General features: G+C 50.0%; 15 protein-coding genes, 1 pseudogene and 1 other annotated feature. Of the genes and pseudogenes, 6 read left to right on the top strand and 10 right to left on the bottom strand.

Features of this window, described 5'->3' with window-relative positions:
* Window positions 1–6: 6 nt before the first annotated feature.
* Window positions 7–600: a TetR family transcriptional regulator gene (locus ACRRNK_RS22275; protein WP_433944773.1), complete on the bottom strand. Its 594-nt coding sequence runs from the start codon at window positions 598–600 to the stop codon at window positions 7–9.
* A 127-nt stretch (window positions 601–727) separates the two neighbouring features.
* Between ACRRNK_RS22275 and ACRRNK_RS22270 the strand changes: the two genes are divergently transcribed.
* Window positions 728–1,660 (top strand): NAD(P)H-binding protein, encoded by a 933-nt coding sequence (locus ACRRNK_RS22270; protein WP_433944772.1) that lies wholly within the window; start codon window positions 728–730, stop codon window positions 1,658–1,660.
* Between the two features lie 180 nt (window positions 1,661–1,840).
* Window positions 1,841–2,099 (top strand) — a binding site (T-box leader).
* Window positions 2,100–2,144: 45 nt separating this feature from the next.
* Window positions 2,145–3,866: an arginine--tRNA ligase gene (gene argS, locus ACRRNK_RS22265; protein WP_433944771.1), complete on the top strand. Its 1,722-nt coding sequence runs from the start codon at window positions 2,145–2,147 to the stop codon at window positions 3,864–3,866.
* A 204-nt stretch (window positions 3,867–4,070) separates the two neighbouring features.
* Here the strand turns inward: argS and ACRRNK_RS22260 are convergent, their stop codons facing one another.
* From ACRRNK_RS22260 to ACRRNK_RS22230, 7 genes are all read right to left on the bottom strand, one after another.
* Window positions 4,071–4,493, bottom strand: a complete 423-nt coding sequence (locus ACRRNK_RS22260) for a tetratricopeptide repeat protein (RefSeq protein ID WP_433944770.1) — start codon at window positions 4,491–4,493, stop codon at window positions 4,071–4,073.
* A gap of 66 nt (window positions 4,494–4,559) precedes the next feature.
* Complete coding sequence (locus ACRRNK_RS22255; protein WP_433944769.1) at window positions 4,560–4,895, bottom strand: GNAT family N-acetyltransferase; 336 nt, start codon at window positions 4,893–4,895, stop codon at window positions 4,560–4,562.
* Between the two features lie 208 nt (window positions 4,896–5,103).
* Window positions 5,104–5,400 carry a spore coat protein gene (locus ACRRNK_RS22250; protein WP_433944768.1) on the bottom strand — a complete coding sequence of 99 codons (297 nt, stop codon included), beginning with the start codon at window positions 5,398–5,400 and terminating at the stop codon, window positions 5,104–5,106.
* A gap of 13 nt (window positions 5,401–5,413) precedes the next feature.
* Window positions 5,414–5,611, bottom strand: a complete 198-nt coding sequence (locus ACRRNK_RS22245) for a hypothetical protein (protein WP_433944767.1) — start codon at window positions 5,609–5,611, stop codon at window positions 5,414–5,416.
* Window positions 5,612–5,641: 30 nt separating this feature from the next.
* Window positions 5,642–6,778, bottom strand: a complete 1,137-nt coding sequence (locus ACRRNK_RS22240) for a zinc-dependent alcohol dehydrogenase (protein ID WP_433944766.1) — start codon at window positions 6,776–6,778, stop codon at window positions 5,642–5,644.
* Window positions 6,775–7,161, bottom strand: coding sequence for a spore coat protein (locus ACRRNK_RS22235; protein WP_433944765.1), 387 nt, complete (start codon window positions 7,159–7,161; stop codon window positions 6,775–6,777). The genes ACRRNK_RS22240 and ACRRNK_RS22235 overlap by 4 nt, the downstream gene beginning before the upstream one ends.
* A 12-nt stretch (window positions 7,162–7,173) precedes the next feature.
* Window positions 7,174–7,416 carry a spore gernimation protein GerQ gene (locus ACRRNK_RS22230; RefSeq protein ID WP_433944764.1) on the bottom strand — a complete coding sequence of 81 codons (243 nt, stop codon included), beginning with the start codon at window positions 7,414–7,416 and terminating at the stop codon, window positions 7,174–7,176.
* A 228-nt stretch (window positions 7,417–7,644) separates the two neighbouring features.
* On the opposite strand from ACRRNK_RS22230, the gene ACRRNK_RS22225 reads away from it, so the two are divergent.
* Window positions 7,645–8,052, top strand: a complete 408-nt coding sequence (locus ACRRNK_RS22225; protein WP_433944763.1) for a hypothetical protein — start codon at window positions 7,645–7,647, stop codon at window positions 8,050–8,052.
* A 158-nt stretch (window positions 8,053–8,210) separates the two neighbouring features.
* Here ACRRNK_RS22225 and ACRRNK_RS22220 read toward each other — a convergent pair.
* Window positions 8,211–8,365, bottom strand: a pseudogene (locus ACRRNK_RS22220) (transposase); the annotation flags it as partial.
* Window positions 8,355–8,717: a hypothetical protein gene (locus tag ACRRNK_RS22215; RefSeq protein WP_433944762.1), complete on the bottom strand. Its 363-nt coding sequence runs from the start codon at window positions 8,715–8,717 to the stop codon at window positions 8,355–8,357. The pseudogene ACRRNK_RS22220 and the gene ACRRNK_RS22215, both read right to left, overlap by 11 nt.
* Window positions 8,718–8,983: 266 nt before the next feature.
* On the opposite strand from ACRRNK_RS22215, the gene ACRRNK_RS22210 reads away from it, so the two are divergent.
* The 3 genes from ACRRNK_RS22210 to ACRRNK_RS22200 all read left to right on the top strand — a co-directional run bounded on the left by ACRRNK_RS22210 (window position 8,984) and on the right by ACRRNK_RS22200 (window position 16,578).
* A complete protein-coding gene (locus ACRRNK_RS22210; RefSeq protein WP_433944761.1) occupies window positions 8,984–9,568 on the top strand; it encodes a TetR/AcrR family transcriptional regulator in 585 nt (194 codons plus the stop codon).
* An 80-nt stretch (window positions 9,569–9,648) separates the two neighbouring features.
* Window positions 9,649–10,833, top strand: coding sequence for an MFS transporter (locus tag ACRRNK_RS22205; RefSeq protein WP_433944760.1), 1,185 nt, complete (start codon window positions 9,649–9,651; stop codon window positions 10,831–10,833).
* 156 nt (window positions 10,834–10,989) lie between these two features.
* Window positions 10,990–16,578, top strand: a complete 5,589-nt coding sequence (locus tag ACRRNK_RS22200; protein ID WP_433944759.1) for a cadherin-like beta sandwich domain-containing protein — start codon at window positions 10,990–10,992, stop codon at window positions 16,576–16,578.
* Window positions 16,579–16,649 lie beyond the last annotated feature (71 nt).

Genomic DNA, 16,649 nt, shown 5'->3' with positions numbered 1-16,649 from the left:
ATCATCTTACAGGAAATCTAGAAACTTGGGTGTTTGAGGATCAGCCCAAATAACCTCCATGATTGCTTCTACCATCCATTCCACAGAGCGGTCTTGAGGGTTCCGGCTCCACTGCAAAGCCGACCCGAATACACCCCAACTTACAACGAGTGCCTTAGTTTCCACTTTATCACGAGAATAGCCCTGCTTATTCGCCTCATGTAACCATTTAAGCAGAAGTCGATGAAGCTCCTTATGAATGGCATTTTCAAATATGGTTTCAAACTGCTTGTCTCCGGGCGTACTGTACTGCCTGGCGTGCAGCAGAAAATCAAAGATCGTTTGAATAAGGATTCGCAAATTGTCCGCATTGAAGCTTGCATCATCTGGCAGTCTGTCATTTACAAAAATTTGAAACTTCTCTGTTTTCCAGTATTCAAGAAAATCATATTTATCCTGGAAATGGGCATAGAATGTTGTTCGATTTACAGCGGCCTGCGCTGCGATATCATGTACAGAAATGGAATAAAAGTTCCTCTTCTCCCCAACCAACTCGTTAAACGCCTGCACGAGCTGTTGGCGGGTTCTTATTACACGCGGATCATCAGGATTGACTGACATAGGGCCCCCTCTTTCCCTTGAACTTAAATAAACGGACAAAAGGATGAATATGTAGGTAACACAACAAAAACAGCTTTTTGCAGGTTGTTGGCAGAGCGCAATCCTTTTATCTTCTACGTATACGATTATGATTTCACAAACTAAATCGTATGGCAAGAAACCCATTCTACGAGAAGTAAATGAAAGGATGCATGCAGAAATGATTGTTGTTACCGGAGCCAACGGAAATTTGGGAAGGAAGATCGTTGAGGAGCTTCTCGGGCGTGTTCCTGCGGAGGAAATTGGTGTGAGTGTCCGGGATGTGAGCAAGGCACAGGATCTAAGAGAACGCGGAGTTCGTGTTCGACAAGGAAATTTCGACGATTCCGAAAGTCTCCTTCACGCCTTTGAACAAGCGTCGCAAGTTCTCATTGTTTCTTCTAACGCTTTAGAAGAAAAAGAGGCTGTCCGCCAGCATCAAACCGCCATTGATATGGCCAAGAAGGCTGGGGTGGGCCGAGTGCTGTACACGAGCCATATGGGTTCATCTGCGGCATCACATTTCCCGCCCATGCTCACCAATGCGGCTACAGAAGAGATTCTGAAATCTTCAGGGATGGCTTTCACGTCGCTACGATGCGGTTTTTTTGCCACCTCAGCATTATTGATGATCAGCGATGCCTTGAAAACAGGGGAATTAATAGTCCCAGAGAGCGGCCCGATTGCCTGGACGACTCACTCGGATCTGGCTGCAGCTACAGCGGCTATCTTGACAGAGGGGAAGCTAGGTGGGATTACCCCTCCTCTTACGGCCTCCGAGGCAATAGATATGGAAGGGATTGCGTCGATGGCTTCCAAGATTTTGGATCAGCCGATTCGGCATATCGTTGTGTCCGATGAGGAATATCGGACACGCTTGACATCTCATGGAATGCCGGAAGCGATCATCAATTTGCTTACAGGTATCTTTCAAGCAAGCCGGCAGGGAGATTTCTCGCAAATCGATCCCACTTTGGAAAATCTAATCGGACGTCCTCCAATCAGCTTCCAGGATTTTTTAAAAGACTCGATTCTCCAATAAGGATATTATTCATTTCGCCGTTAGCCCCGTTACGGAGAACTGTACCCTAAGTGACGGCAAGTTCTTTGAAGCGGATTGAACGGGCAGAATTGTTCAAGTGTAGTTCAAAACAGAGTTATTTTCCAATATAAAACTAACTTGCTTTTTTATGGTCGATCCCCTAAAATGATGACAATCATAGTATCGACGATGAACGGGAGAGTAGTCCGCGTTAGCATGCAACAGCGAGCCGGGGGGGTGGGAGCCGGTGCTAATGCGCGGAGGAAGCGCACCCGGGAGTTGGCTGTCTGAACCGGTCCTGCAGACCACAGTAGGTCAGCCCGGCAGTTGCCGTTATCGCATCAAGAGGAACTACCGTTCTCTCTTTCTCACTTGTGGTGTGTGAATAGATCGGAGTGTTCCAGAAGAGTGGCACCGCGGATAAACCTCCGTCTCTTATTAGAGACGGAGGTTTTATTATTTTTATTGAAGGAGGACGGCAGTTATGAGAATTTTAGAAGCCGCAGCCGAAGCCATTACACCGCTTATTCCAGGGCTTAGCAGAGAGGATGTGCTGGCTTTGCTCGAACTTCCACCGCGTCCGGAAATGGGCGACGTGGCTTTCCCCTGTTTTACGCTAGCAAAGACGCTACGAAAGGCCCCGGCTGTCATAGCTACTGATCTTGCGAATGAGCTGAACATGCCTGATGGCGCCGCATCTGTGGAGGGGATTCGCACTGAAGCGCTCGGCCCGTATGTTAACTTGTTCTTTGAGCCGACGATTTGGGGGCTGCGAATCGCATCAGATGCGTTCAAGCCGGACTACGGTCATTCACAGATAGGAAGCGGACAGCGTGTCGTTATCGACTTGTCCTCACCAAACATTGCTAAGCCGTTCGGCGTCGGTCACTTGCGCTCTACCGTCATTGGCTCGGCGCTCGCTAACCTGTACAGTGCGTGTGGCTGGGATGTGGTGAAGGTGAACCATATCGGCGACTGGGGTACACAGTTCGGCAAGCTGATGGAAGCGTACCAACGATGGGGGGATAACGACAAACTCAATGCTGAACCGATAAAGGAAAGCCTCAGACTATATGTACGTTTCCATGAGGAGGCGGAACGCGATCCGTCACTCGAGGATGCAGGAAGGGACTGGTTCCGACGACTCGAGCAGGGCGATCCGGAGGCGGAGCGGCTCTGGCGCTATTTTGTCGGGGTAAGTATGGAAGAATTCGACCGGGTCTACGCCCGACTTGGTGTGAAATTTGATCATGTAATGGGAGAAAGCTTCTACAATGACAAGATGTCTCCTGTAGTGGATGAGCTACGAGACAAGGGCTTGTTGGAGGAAAGCGACGGGGCCCAGGTCGTGAGGTTGGAAGAGGAAGGGCTTCCTCCATGCCTGATTCTGAAATCGGACGGTACGACAATCTACCCAACGCGGGATTTGGCAACGGCTATTTACCGGAAGTCCGCAATGGGTGCGGATCGAATCCTCTATGTCGTAGGAGCGGAGCAGACGCTACATTTCAACCAAGTATTCGCTGTCCTTCGTCTGATGGGCCATGAGTGGGCCGATTCTTGCGAGCATGTGCCGTTCGGTTTGATTAAGGTGCAAGGGAAGAAGATGTCGACTCGAAAAGGAAAAGTCGTTTTCCTGGACGAGGTTTTAGACGAGGCTGTGCAAAAGGCGCATGAAGTGGCTTCGGGGGGCGGTCTTAGTCCAGAGGAAGCCATTGAAGTGGCGAAGGCTGTTGGTATCGGCGCGGTAATTTTTGATGATCTCAGAGGAAGTCGGATGTCGGAGATCGATTTCTCGCTAGACGAGATGCTTCGATTTGATGGGGATACCGGCCCGTACGTCCAATATACCTATGCGAGGGCTGCCAGTTTGATCGAGAAGGGAAAGGTTGCAGGGGTCAATCCCCTCGATTTTAAAGAACTGGAGGTATTTGCTTCAGTTGGATCGAGCGGATGGGCCTGCTTAAAGGCGGTGGACGGCTTCCCAGATGCCGTGCGTGAGGCCGTTCGGTTGAACGAGCCGTCGGTGGTTGCACGTCATCTGCTGGATACGGCAAAGGCTTTTAACCGCTTTTACCGGAGCGATCGCATTCTGACAAACGACCCAGTGGAGACGGCAACAAAGTTGCAGTTAACTGCGGCTATCGGGGCGGTTCTCAGAATAGGACTCGGGCTACTTGGTGTTGGGGCTCCGGTACGTATGTAGTTGAGAGTAATCGGGGAGCCATAGCATAATAAAGAATCTCTAAATAGACAGGGCCATCCCGCAAAGGATGGCCCTAAAACTTGCCGTTACTGACAGCGCGGAGACCCGTACCCTAAGTGACGGCGAAATTTCTAATATTAGCTGCTTGCCAAGTATGGAAGCTACCCTATGGGCAATTTCCAGCTGCCTGCGTAACCTAAACTTTCAAATCTCTATGTTTGTCTCCAAAAACTCAAGATACTTGGGGTCGTCTTCCATAAAAATCTCTATGCCGGCGCCCATGTAAGCCCGAGTTAACTCGTCAGCTGCCTTTTCAAGGTTCCCCTGTTCGTAATATAACTGCCCCAGCCGAAGATGAATATACGGATTACTGAGCCCTTTCGGACACTGAACGGCATTAAAAAAGCACTTGAAGGCCTTATCGTAATTCTTCAATGAAAAGTGGACATCCCCTATAGCTACATATATCCAGGTAGCGGCCTCCCATTCTTGATGAGGTTCAGGCAATAAACGGAGGGCTGCAATATATTTTTGCTTGGCGGCATCAAGGTCGCCTGTCTTCACTAAGTCATCGCCTTGTTTACATAGGGCTCTAATTGCTGAATAAGTGGAATCTGAGAGCTGCAACGCGATCTCTCCTGTCTATTCGATTGGATAAATGAATTTCAGCCTGGGAGACGCCATACAAGCGGCTTAATTAATAGAGAAGTGCACCCAATCCTTCCCTTGGATTGCATTCATTTTTTTGAAGAAGGATTGTGCTCTTGTGTTATTAATTGAGGTTATCCAAGTCATGTTGGCGAATCCCTGATCAATGCAGTAATTTTTACATGTCATGTAGAGCCGGGATTCCAATTCTGAATCTCTAAAGGGTTCTATGACGAAGAGGTCGTTCATGACAGCAATTTTATCCGCCTTCATCGTGCTAAATGTAAAGTAGAGTGTGGCAAAACCGACGATATAATCATACATTAATTCGGTCAAACCTGTTAAATCCTCAAGCTCTGCGGGTCTTACCAAAGCTGACATAGCGACACCCCCAGCATTCATATTTTCATGATTATACAATTATACGAATAAAAATACAAACACAGGCTAGTAAGGGCTCGCGCACGATCAACGTCGCCTCGATGGGCCGTGCAGTATATACTGTAGTGGAGAATATAAAGACTAAAATCAAAAACGCGCCCAAACCAACTAAGGTGGCTGTGCGCGTTTTGACGGAACGAATATGGTATCAGGAAGGAATGTTCTCAGCGGTCTGAATATTTTTCAGATCGAGCTGAATTTGCTCGGAAATATGGTAGGGATGGTATAGGCCACGCTGCATCATGTAGTTTGTTATCTTTTCATGGGTATCTATGGCTTCGCCTAGCTGTCTTAACAAAATTTGCTTGATTTCGGGGGTGGCACATTCGGTCACTGCCATGGCGTAGTTTCTGACTCCGCTCTTGGCGTTCATCAAAAAGTCCATTGCGATGACTTCGTCGGTCAGCGTATCAAGCCCTGTCATGTGTTCTAATATTGTGTTCATGTTCTTATCTCCTTTAGGTCGCTTTAGACAGCACTCCACCGAGCTCCTGAAGCTGCTGCTGTGATAACTGCACGTCTTGCTGCAAAATTTGCATGAGCTCCGGGTCGGTTACCAGCGCTTGCATCGTTTTTGATTTGGTCATACAAACGGTCTTGAACGCAGCTATTTCATGAACCTCCAGCGTCTCATGTAAGGCGTAATTAGAATTCATTTTAAATTTCCCCCAATTATTAATCTATCTTCAAGGCTTTAAGATGACTTTAATGCAATTGTCTGTTTTTGTATCGAACACTTCATAGCCATGCTTGGCCTCGCTGAGCGGAATGACGTGCGTAACAATGTCTCCAGGGTCTACTTTGCCCGAAGTAACCAGCTCATACATATACGGCATATAGTGAATGACCGGAGCTTGTCCGGAACGAATATTCACGTTGCGCTGCATGATGTCGCCCAGCGGGAATCCGTTATAACGTCCACCATATACCCCAGTGACTTGAATAGTCCCGCCTTTGCGCACAGCCTGAGAAGCAATGATAAATGCGCTCATGGTCCCGCCTTGCAGTTTCAAACCGCTGGCTAGAAATTCGAGATCGCTCATCTTGCCGTCCATTCCTACCGCATCAATGACGACATCGGCACCGCCTTTGGTCATTTCCTTGAGATGGTTGCCGATATTCTTATCCTGTTCGAAGTTTACGATTTCCACATGGTTCGTTCGCTTTGCATGCTGTAAGCGGTAATCGACATAGTCAACGGCGATGACCCGCTTAGCTCCCTTCAGCCAGCAGAATTTCTGGGCCAGAAGTCCGACCGGACCGCAGCCGAGCACGATGACCGTATCCCCATTTTTTACGCCTGCGTTATCTACACTCCAGAATGCCGTCGTCATGGCATCGGCGATCAAGGCTAGCTTTTCGTCCGGTTGTTCGCAGTTTTCGGGAATCTTGAAGTGGGTAAAATTTGCGAACGGAACTCGTAAATACTCGGCTTGCCCGCCAGGGTATCCGCCGGTCGTTCCGGAGTAGCCGAAAAATCCTCCCATATCCCCGTGTTGGTTTGAATTGTCACATTGGCTTTCCAGCTGATTTTTGCAATAAAAGCATTCTCCACATGCGATGTTGAACGGGATGATTACACGGTCGCCTTTCTTTACCTTTGTCACGCCGGGGCCTACTTCTTCTACGATCCCCATCGGTTCATGCCCGATTACATAGTTCTCCTGAAGGTTAGGGATCATCCCGTGAATCAGGTGAAGGTCCGAACCGCAAATGGCGGAACTGGTGATTTTTACGATCATATCGTCCGGTTTCTCAATCTTGGGATCCGGTACCTCTTTGACCACGACATTTTTAATCCCTTGATACGTTACCGCCTTCATGCTTCATGTCCTCCAATATGCTCATCTGGGGTTCGATCAAACATCCCTTTACGCGATGTATCATCCGGGAATAAATCCATCTGTCCAATCATCACCGTATTATTCGCGGAAAGCTGGTCGAGTTGGTATTGTTCGTTCAACTCGTAAGGATGGAACCATTTTTTGCGAATCATGAGTTCCGAGATTTCTTGGTGCAATTCAATCCCCTGCATAAGATGATTGCGCAGCTGCGCTCTAACGTCAGGAGAGGCCGTTTCCGTCAGGGCGATAGATAAATTGCGCACCCCCTCTTTGGCACGAAGAAGGAAGTCCATTGCAAAAGTCATATCTGCCATTTCCGGCATGTTTAATGAGTTAATCGGGTCTAAATAATCGGTATTCATTGGCGTTCCCCTTTAATGTGTTATTGGTGTCGGGTTATTCGGAACGGGTGCTTGGAAAGGAGCTCTTGCGTAGAGTGCTTGCAGCTCGGCGATCTGTTGTGTGGATTGAACTACGTCTTTCTGCATTAACGCTTTTAGCTCTTGGTCAAAGACCAGGCCTTGCATAAGTTTTGACTTAGCGAGGCAGAGCGTTTTGAAGTTTAACGCTTCATGCAGTTCCATCGATTCGTGCGGCGCTAGTGTTGGCGTATTCATTGAGACCTTATTCCCTCCTTTTCTCATGAACGTTAGATTCTCCGACTTCGTCGGATCTTATAATAAAAATTGCCTGGGTCATTTTTGTTTTTTTACCCCCATACTTTAAATGGTCAGCTAAGAGCCTAATCCGGTCTGTTCCCCTCGCCAATTTTCACGGTGTGTCCAAACCTCGTCACGGGAACAGAATATATAGAGAGTCAACAATACTTTACAGGGGGTGTATCTTTGAGCAGTAAAAACATTCATGGTTGTCCTGCTCCCCAGAACATCACGTTGGCTCAGCGCCTGCAGCCCATTGTAGGTCGGACGGTAACGGTGTTCCAACCTGGCTTTCCGCAGCTGACAAGAACAACAGGAAAGCTCTCCAATGTGACCTCGTCCTCTTTTACAGTGGGATCAACTGTAGTGAATACCCAAACCTCCTTCTATATTGTCCTTAACGAGCCTGTTAAAAAGACAAAGCCATTTGATTTGACGGCCACCGCAGAAGATATCGGAGAGCTTCAAGGGAGACTAATCCGTGTTGGGAGGAATTTTGTCGAGTTTATCAAGATGCCAGGCCGGAGAGTTCCTACTCTGTTTCCGTTAAATCAGTTCACTGAAGTCGTGTGCGAACATGAGGATGAGGAATAGGAACTGCAGGGGCTGTCCCAAAGCCCTTTGAAGTTGAAGCAAAAAGCTGAAATTAAGTCGAAATAGCCAAACGGGACGAAACAGAGGAATTACCTGCTTCGTCCCGTTTGTGTTAGGTCTGTTGTTACTTCCTTGAGCAGATTAGGAGCAAGGCAAAGTCATCCGGCCTCCAGGCTCATCTTGTCCAAGCCCGAGGCAGAAAGCGCGGGAATCTCCGGTTGTTTTTCATCTGGCCGAATACACTCTCCGGCTCAATCATGCCACGGATGGATAGCTCCTAGCCTTCCTCGCTCCGCAGTCGCTCAAACGCGCGCAAGCTTCAAAAGCCAGCAGGAACTGCGGTTCAGCGTACGGGTATTTCGAGCGCTGTTGATGACGGCGATATTTAGAAAGATACGGACTGTGTCCCCGGTCCGGTTGTTGAACAGGACTTTGTTCAGTTGCAGATCGCCGGAGCCGCCGCGAACCGTGAACGTCCCGGTTGAGGGTAATGCCTCAACCTTGAAGATGAATGCATCATTGGACAACAGAAAATTCAAACTTTTCAACACGAGCTTCTTCCTGTTAGGCACGTCTATCACAATGGTTTGCACATCAACTCTTTTTCCGGGTGATAGCTTAATCGGCTGATTCCCGCCGACAATTCCGTTTAGTTGTTGGAGCATTCTGGCACCTCCAGATCATATATACGACAGTATATTTCACTGCGATAGGATGGGATTGGATGATTGTCCAAATGGGAATTATTCCAGTGGGCAAACAGGTCGGAAAATGACAATACGCGCACACCAGATCGAAGGAGCTGTCGACGGCAGCTCCTTTAGCAATTTCGCTGATAGCGATGTTAAGCTGAACCGTATCATAAGTAGTTTCATCAATTCTTTACTGATCGTTCTCAATATGTTATCCTCTTGATCAGGAGGGGATCAAAATGGCTAGAAGCAAGGAGTTTAATGAATCTGAGGTTTTGGATAAAGCGATGATGCTCTTTTGGGAACAGGGCTACGAGAAGACATCGATGACCGAATTGGTTGACCATATGGGGATCCATCGTAGAAGCTTGTATGACACATTTGGCGATAAACATAGGTTGTTTCTAAAAGCAATGCAACGTTATGAAGACAAGATCGGCGCTGCTCTTAATAGTGGAATTAAACGATCAAAGACTGCAACGGAAGCACTTCAATTTTGTTTTGATTTTATGATTCGACTTCATGTAGATGAGGACTTGCCTTCAGGCTGTTTAACAGTGAATTCGGCGGTGGAATTAGCAACTCGTGATTCCGAGGTTGATGCAAAATCTACTCAAGCATTTACATCATCAGAGCAGAAACTTAAAGAAATCATTTTTTGGGGACAGCAGAACGATGAATTCACGTCTGAGTACGAAGCTGAAGATTTGGCGGAATATCTGCATAATGTATTAATTGGAATAAGAGTAATGTCAAGAACTTCGGTTCCGAAAGAAAAGCTTCAGCGTTTAGCTAAAATATCAATGAAGTTTATCGCAAAGTGATAGTTGTTCCCTCCTAATAAAATACTGCCTTTTCTAGAACGATCGTTCCCGTAAGAAACTAAATGAAAGGGTGAAATAACGTGTTTAGATTAACAATCTTATTCTTCCTCGTCATGTTCGTTATCGGCACAGATACCTTTCTGATTTCTCCGCTCATCCCCACACTTCAAAATTTGTTTCATATCCCGACTGAGTACTCGGGTTGGATGGTTGGAGCCTATGCTTTAGGTTATGCCATATTTGCGCTGGTTGCCGGACCGCTTTCCGATGGTTGGGACCGCAAAAAGGTAATGCTTTACGGCATGGTCTGCTTCTCGGTCTCAACGATGTTATGCGGTTTGGCTACAGGTTTTTGGTCCATGCTCTTATTCCGTTTTCTAGCCGGAGTCAGCGCGGCATTTACGGCGCCTCAAGTGTGGGCCTCAATCCCTGTGCTGTTCCAAGCTCCCAAGATCGCCAAGGTATCCGGAATCGTTATGGCGGGTGTGGCTGCCTCCCAAGCGTTCGGCATTCCTATTGGAAGCCTGCTTGCCTCAACTCATTGGTCTTATTCATTTTTTACAATCGGAGCATGTGCATTATTGGTGGCGGTATTCATCTTCTATGCTTTGCCCGAAATGAAGCCGAATCAAGACACAAAAACCAAGACTCCGATTTTCAGCAGATATATCCCTCTATTGAATAGTCAGACAGCTAGAGTGGCCTTCCTCGCTCACTTTTTATTTCAATGCGGATTCTTCGCAGCTTTTTCATTCATAGGAAAATGGGTGACGGATCGCTTTCACCTCTCCATTGACCAAGCGGGGGGCGTGATGTTTTTTCTAGGTATCGGGAATATAATCGGCAGCTTCAGCGGTGCCTATGTGATCAAAACACTAAACCGCTTCAATACGCTGGTTGTGGGCTTTCTTGTCTCTATCGCATGCTATATTGCTTTGCCTTACTTGCCATCGGTTGCAGTTTTCGAAAGTGTCTACTTTTTCATATTTGTAAACATGGGGATCGTTTTTCCACTAATACTGGGAATGCTGAATTCATTAAATCCGGCCATCCGCGGCACGATCTCCAGCTTGGCCAATTCGATCATGTATGCTGCGACAACGCTCGGTTCTTGGATCGCAGGGATGATTTACGCGGCTTTTAACGGTTTTTCCGCCGTAGGCATGTTTGCGGCAATTTGCTTTGCTGGTTCGTTGTTATCTTTTATATTCAGCGGTATTTTGGCCAGTGATGTGAAAACAAAGAAGGGGATTACAGATCACTAATAAGATAAAGAAAGTTTCGGTGCTTTCGCCCCAACCTTTAATTTTTCTTAAGTAATAATATTTACAACTTTTTTCCTATCCCCTACTATTAAATTGGAATCTATCGAAAATTCTCGATCTTTTTCGACAACTTACTATTTAATAGGGGGGCCACAAGTGCCGCAAAGGTTTGTATCACAAAATGTTCTTCGATTTTTCAGTGCTTGTATGACGTTTATCCTGATTTTTGTCAGCAGCGGAGCTGGCGACTTTGCCAACACGGCCCAGGCTGCCGCCTTATGGACGTCCCGTGACTCGAATACCGGGGGTTACTTCGGCGGTGTGGCGTACGGCAACGGAATCTTCGTTGCGGGCGATGACTCGCCGAACGTGGTTGTCTCGTCCGACCACGGGCAGACATGGAACGCAACGGATTGGAGTTCAATCGCGTACACGCTTATGACACCGCTCTATGCGGGCGGAAAATGGGTGTTCTCGGCGTTCGGCGGCAAGATGCTGTACTCCACCGATAACGCTTCTTCCTGGCATGGCGGTATCGTTCCCGGTCTAACGCCGAGTGATACGCTTTGGGGAGTCACTTATGGCAGCCCGAAATATGTTGCGGTAGGGGACAACGCCGCGATAGCCACATCAACGGACGGGATTAATTGGAGCGGCATCCATAAGAGCGGCGCTTCCAACTTCCGATCAGTTGCGTTCGGCTCTGATACGCTCGGGAACCCGCAGTTTGTTGCGGTTGGAACCAACGCTAACATCTGGACATCCCCAGATGGTTCGTCATGGACCAAACAGTCCCCACCGGGTCCTTCTTATGAAACTCTTAACATGATTGCGTACGCGGTCATTGACGGATTGCCGACTTATGTCATTGCGGCGGATTCCGGCATCTATCAGTCGGCAGACGGCGTATCATGGGCACGGCGGATGTCGTCCAATTCTATTCTGTACGGCGTTACTTATGCGGGTAATCAGTTTGTCGCAGTCGGTGCGGGCGGTGCAGTCACAACCTCGCGTGACGGCATCACTTGGTCCGCTCTCGGGAACGCCAACACGACGGAGGAATTATATGCAGTTGCCGGTGACACCCACAACCGGTTCGTAACGGTCGGCACTGCGGGAGTCCTTCGGACGAAAGATTACAGCAATGATTCCAAGCTGACCGCACTAGGGCTTGACCAAGGATACTCTGTTTCACCGGTGTTTGCTTCCGGTACGACCTCGTATTCGGTCAGCGTAGGCAGCGGAGTCTCGAATCTTAAAGTCACACCTACACTTTCAGACAGTGCAGCTTCGGTAAAGATCGACGGGACGGATGTTCCGTTATACAATGGCTATCTGACGGTGCCTTTGAACCCAGGAACAAATACAATTACGGTTAGCGTCACCGCGCAAGACGGTATTTCGCAGACGGTATACACCATCACGGCGACCCGTGCAATGGCCGCTCCTTCGTCCGATGCGACCCTCAATAATTTGTCGCTGAGCCAAGGGACGTTAGATCCGGATTTTACGGCGGGCCAGCTGAACTATACCGCAAGCGTGCCTTATACGACTACGGGCCTCACCGTCACACCGACGGTGAATGAGTCGCATGCGACGGTTAAAGTTAACAACGCAAGCGTGCCGAGCGGCACGGCTTCCGGCACCATTGCACTTTCGGTCGGAGCTAATCCGATCACCGTTGATGTAACAGCGCAGGACGGCACGACGATCAAGTCGTACCTAGTGACGGTGACCCGCGCGGCTGCATCGTCCAATGCCCTGTTGAGCAATTTGACGACTTCGCAAGGGACGGTGTCACCGGTGTTCTCGTCCAGCACGCACGAATATTCCTTGGATGTTGGCAATTTGGTCAGCTCTCTCCAGGTGACGCCGACGGTACAGGACAGCACCGCCACGGTGAAGGTTAACGGAGCTGCGGTTGCAAGCGGAACCGCTTCGTCTTCCATCACCTTGCCGGTTGGTTCGACAGTGATCACTGTGCTGGTGACTGCGCAAGATGGCACCACAACAGAGACGTACACCTTGACCGTCAATCGGACTCCTTCCAGCAACTCCAGTCTTAACTCCCTGAGCGTCAGCCAGGGCACACTGAATCCAGGCTTCTCGTCCGACATTACCGATTACACGGTGAATGTAGGAAACGCTGTGACCAACTTGACCGTTACGCCAGCGGTATCTGACCTCGCGGCAACCGTGAAAGTAAACGGAACGACAGTTGCCAGCAGCTCAGCTTCAGGCTCCATTCCACTGCTTGTCGGTTCCAACACCATTCCTGTGCAGGTGACGGCTGAAGACGGCTCATCCACGACCTATACGCTAACCGTCATTCGCGCAGCGTCCAGCAACAACAATCTGAGCAGCTTGACGATCTCCTCTGGTGAGCTGAGTCCGGTCTTTGCTTCAGGGACTACTTCGTACACAGTGAATGTCGACAGTGAAGTCACTGAGGTCACCGTCACGCCGACCGTTGCAGACACCGATGCGACTGTAAGGGTGAATGAGGCAGATGTGACGAGCGGTTCTGCTTCGTCAAATCAGCATCTGAACGTTGGTACCAACATTATTACGGTTGAGGTTACGGCGCCAAATGGTTCGGTCAAGACGTATACGGTTACCATGAACCGCGCTCCATCTAGCGATGCGACTCTTAGCAGCTTGGCAATCAGCCAAGGCGATCTGAATCCGGACTTCTCGGCCGGTACGTCCACATATACCGTGAATGTAGGCAACGCTGTCTCGGAACTCTCTGTCGTTCCGACGGTTAATAATGCGAACGCGACAGTCAAGATCAACAACGCTTCGGTCATCAGCGGCATCGCTTCGGCACCGATCTCACTCGCTGTCGGCGACACAATCATTACCGTCGTCGTCACAGCCGAAGACCAGACTTCAACGAAGACGTATACAATGACCGTTCATCGGGCCCCTTCCAGTAATGCAGACTTGAGCCATTTGCAGCTGAGCGGCAGTCCGTTGCAGCCGGGCTTCGCTTCCACTACGACCGTGTATACCGCAGCGGTGGGGAGCTCGGTCAGCAAAGTGACCGTGACTCCAACGGTGGCTGATTCCACCGCGACCGTAACGGTCAACGGGGAAGTCGTCACCAGCGGCAGCGCTTCTTCTGAAATCTCGCTGACCAGCGGCGAGAATCCGATCACCGTCATAGTCACCGCACAAGACGGGACTACCAAGACGTACACCTTGACCGTCAATCGGGCTTCTTCCAGCAACTCCAGTCTTAACTCTCTGAGCGTCAGCCAGGGCACACTGAATCCAGGCTTCTCGTCCGACATTATCGATTACACGGTGAATGTAGGAAACGCTGTGACCAACTTGACCGTTACGCCAGCGGTATCTGACCTCGCGGCAACCGTGAAAGTAAACGGAACGACAGTTGCCAGCAGCTCAGCTTCAGGCTCCATTCCGTTGCTTGTCGGTTCCAACACCATTCCTGTGCAGGTGACAGCTGAAGACGGCTCATCTACGACCTATACGCTAACCGTCATTCGCGCAGCATCCAGCAACAACAATCTGAGCAACTTGACGATCTCCTCTGGTGAGCTGAGTCCGGTCTTTGCTTCGGGGACTACCTCGTACACAGTCAATGTCGGCAGCGAAGTCACCGATGTCACCGTCACGCCGACCGTTGCAGACACCGATGCGACTGTAAGGGTGAATGAGGCAGATGTGACGAGCGGTTCTGCTTCGTCAAATCAGCATCTGAACGTTGGTACCAACATTATTACGGTTGAGGTTACGGCGCCAAATGGTTCGGTCAAGACGTATACGGTTACCGTGAACCGCGCTCCATCTAGCGATGCGACTCTTAGCAGCTTGGCAATCAGCCAAGGCGATCTGAATCCGGACTTCTCGGCCGGTACGTCCACATATACCGTGAATGTAGGCAACGCTGTCTCGGAACTCTCTGTCGTTCCGACGGTTAATAATGCGAACGCGACGGTCAAGGTCAACAACGTTTCGGTCATCAGCGGCAGCGCTTCGGCACCGATCTCACTCGCTGTCGGCGACACAATCATTACCGTCGTCGTCACAGCTGAGGACCAGACTTCAACGAAGACGTATACACTGACCGTTCATCGGGCCCCTTCCAGTAATGCAGACTTGAGCCATTTGCAGCTGAGCAGTGGTCCGTTGCAGCCGGGCTTCGCTTCCACTACGACCGTGTATACCGCAGCGGTGGGGAGCTCGGTCAGCAAAGTGACCGTGACTCCAACGGTGGCTGATTCCACCGCGACCGTAACGGTCAACGGGGAAGTCGTCACCAGCGGCAGCGCTTCTTCTGAAATCTCGCTGACCAGCGGTGAGAATCCGATCACCGTCATAGTCACCGCACAAGATGGAACTACCAAGAAGTACACCTTGAAGGTGACCCGCACTCCTGTGCAGAACAGCGGAGGTACAGCTCCGGGAACCACCACCCAGGGTAAGGTGACCGTAGTCGTTACCAGCAATAATGATTCCACGAAGGGCTCATCAATGCAGGACCTGATGAAGAAAGTCGGCTCGGATCTGACCATGTCCGCGAAAATCTTCGGTGCGAACGGCAGCCCGCTGAACTTGCCGGAAATTCCAATCACCAGTAAGGGTACGTTTGAACTTCCGAACGTGCCAGCTGGCACCTATGCGATGGTCTTGAATGTAGTTGCTCCAAACGGTCAAAAGCTTGCTGGTCAAAAGGCCACTTTGACTGTCAACAGCAGCGGCTCTGCATCCATTCAGGTTGAGCTCATCGACCCGTACGGCGTCATCACCGATTCGATCACGCATCAACCGATTGACGGTGTCAAAACCACGCTGTACTGGGCGGATACCAAGCTCAATCGCGACAATGGCCGCACGCCGGACACACCGGTCGTCCTTCCGGAGCTTCCGGACATGGCTCCGAACCAGAACCATAACCCGCAGACTACCCGTGACGGGGGTCAATACGGTTGGATGGTCTACCCTGACGCCGATTACTACATCGTTGCGGAGAAAGACGGCTATTCTCTCTATGACAGCCGCAATGACCTCCGGGATGAAGCGCAAGGCGATACCAGCTACATCCGGAGCGGTCTGATTCACGTCGGACAGACGATTGTACAGTATAACTTCAGCATGACCCAAGCGTCTGTCGCTTCGGGCACCCACAAACCGTACATCTACGGTTACCCGGATGGCACGTTCGGTCCCGGCCAGCATCTCACCCGCGCAGAGCTGGCGGCGATTCTCGCGCGCCTGCTGCCGGAGGATACAAGCGCTTCGGCAAGCCCGAAATTTACCGACATGAAAGCTTCCCACTGGGCTTACAGATCCGTAGCGAAGGTATTTGGCCTGAAAATCATGATCGGTGATCCGAACGGTACCTTCCGTCCGGATGCCGAAGTCACCCGTGCCGAAATGGCGGTGGTGGTGGCGAAGTTTAAGCAGCTCCGGGCTGCCTCGGACACGAAGTTCTCTGACATCGGCAGCCATTGGGCGCGCACATTCATCGCTCAGGCGGAATCTGCCGGTTATGTAACTGGCTATCCGGACCACACCTACCGCCCGGGCCAAGCAGTGACCCGTGCCGAAGCGGTCGTCATCATGAACCGTGTGCTTGAGCGCCGTGTGCAGCACATCGACGGGCCATCCCTGTGGTCGGATGTTACTTCTAACTTCTGGGGGTACGCCGACATCATGGAAGCGACTCAGGCACATAATTACCAGTTGCTTCAGAATGGTACTGAGGTCTGGAAGTGAACCTGAACAGCACAGCCATAAGCAAGGGATGTTTCAAAGCTTGTTAATATGCTCCCCTTCAAACAGCGAGG

It is taken from the genome of Paenibacillus sp. SN-8-1 (assembly GCF_050995535.1).
Lineage (GTDB): Bacteria > Bacillota > Bacilli > Paenibacillales > Paenibacillaceae > Fontibacillus.
This window is presented reverse-complemented; position numbering and strand designations above follow the sequence as displayed.

Bases quoted from the DNA above. Each gene is read 5' to 3' on its own strand.
- ACRRNK_RS22275 (WP_433944773.1), bottom strand. From the start codon at position 600: ATGTCAGTCAATCCTGATGATCCGCGTGTAATAAGAACCCGCCAACAG.
- ACRRNK_RS22235 (WP_433944765.1), bottom strand. From the start codon at position 7,161: ATGAATACCGATTATTTAGACCCGATTAACTCATTAAACATGCCGGAA.
- ACRRNK_RS22255 (WP_433944769.1), bottom strand. From the start codon at position 4,895: ATGTCAGCTTTGGTAAGACCCGCAGAGCTTGAGGATTTAACAGGTTTG.
- ACRRNK_RS22245 (WP_433944767.1), bottom strand. From the start codon at position 5,611: ATGAATTCTAATTACGCCTTACATGAGACGCTGGAGGTTCATGAAATA.
- ACRRNK_RS22250 (WP_433944768.1), bottom strand. From the start codon at position 5,400: ATGAACACAATATTAGAACACATGACAGGGCTTGATACGCTGACCGAC.
- ACRRNK_RS22230 (WP_433944764.1), bottom strand. From the start codon at position 7,416: ATGAATACGCCAACACTAGCGCCGCACGAATCGATGGAACTGCATGAA.
- ACRRNK_RS22210 (WP_433944761.1), top strand. From the start codon at position 8,984: ATGGCTAGAAGCAAGGAGTTTAATGAATCTGAGGTTTTGGATAAAGCG.
- ACRRNK_RS22240 (WP_433944766.1), bottom strand. From the start codon at position 6,778: ATGAAGGCGGTAACGTATCAAGGGATTAAAAATGTCGTGGTCAAAGAG.
- argS (WP_433944771.1), top strand. From the start codon at position 2,145: ATGAGAATTTTAGAAGCCGCAGCCGAAGCCATTACACCGCTTATTCCA.
- ACRRNK_RS22215 (WP_433944762.1), bottom strand. From the start codon at position 8,717: ATGCTCCAACAACTAAACGGAATTGTCGGCGGGAATCAGCCGATTAAG.
- ACRRNK_RS22270 (WP_433944772.1), top strand. From the start codon at position 728: ATGATTTCACAAACTAAATCGTATGGCAAGAAACCCATTCTACGAGAA.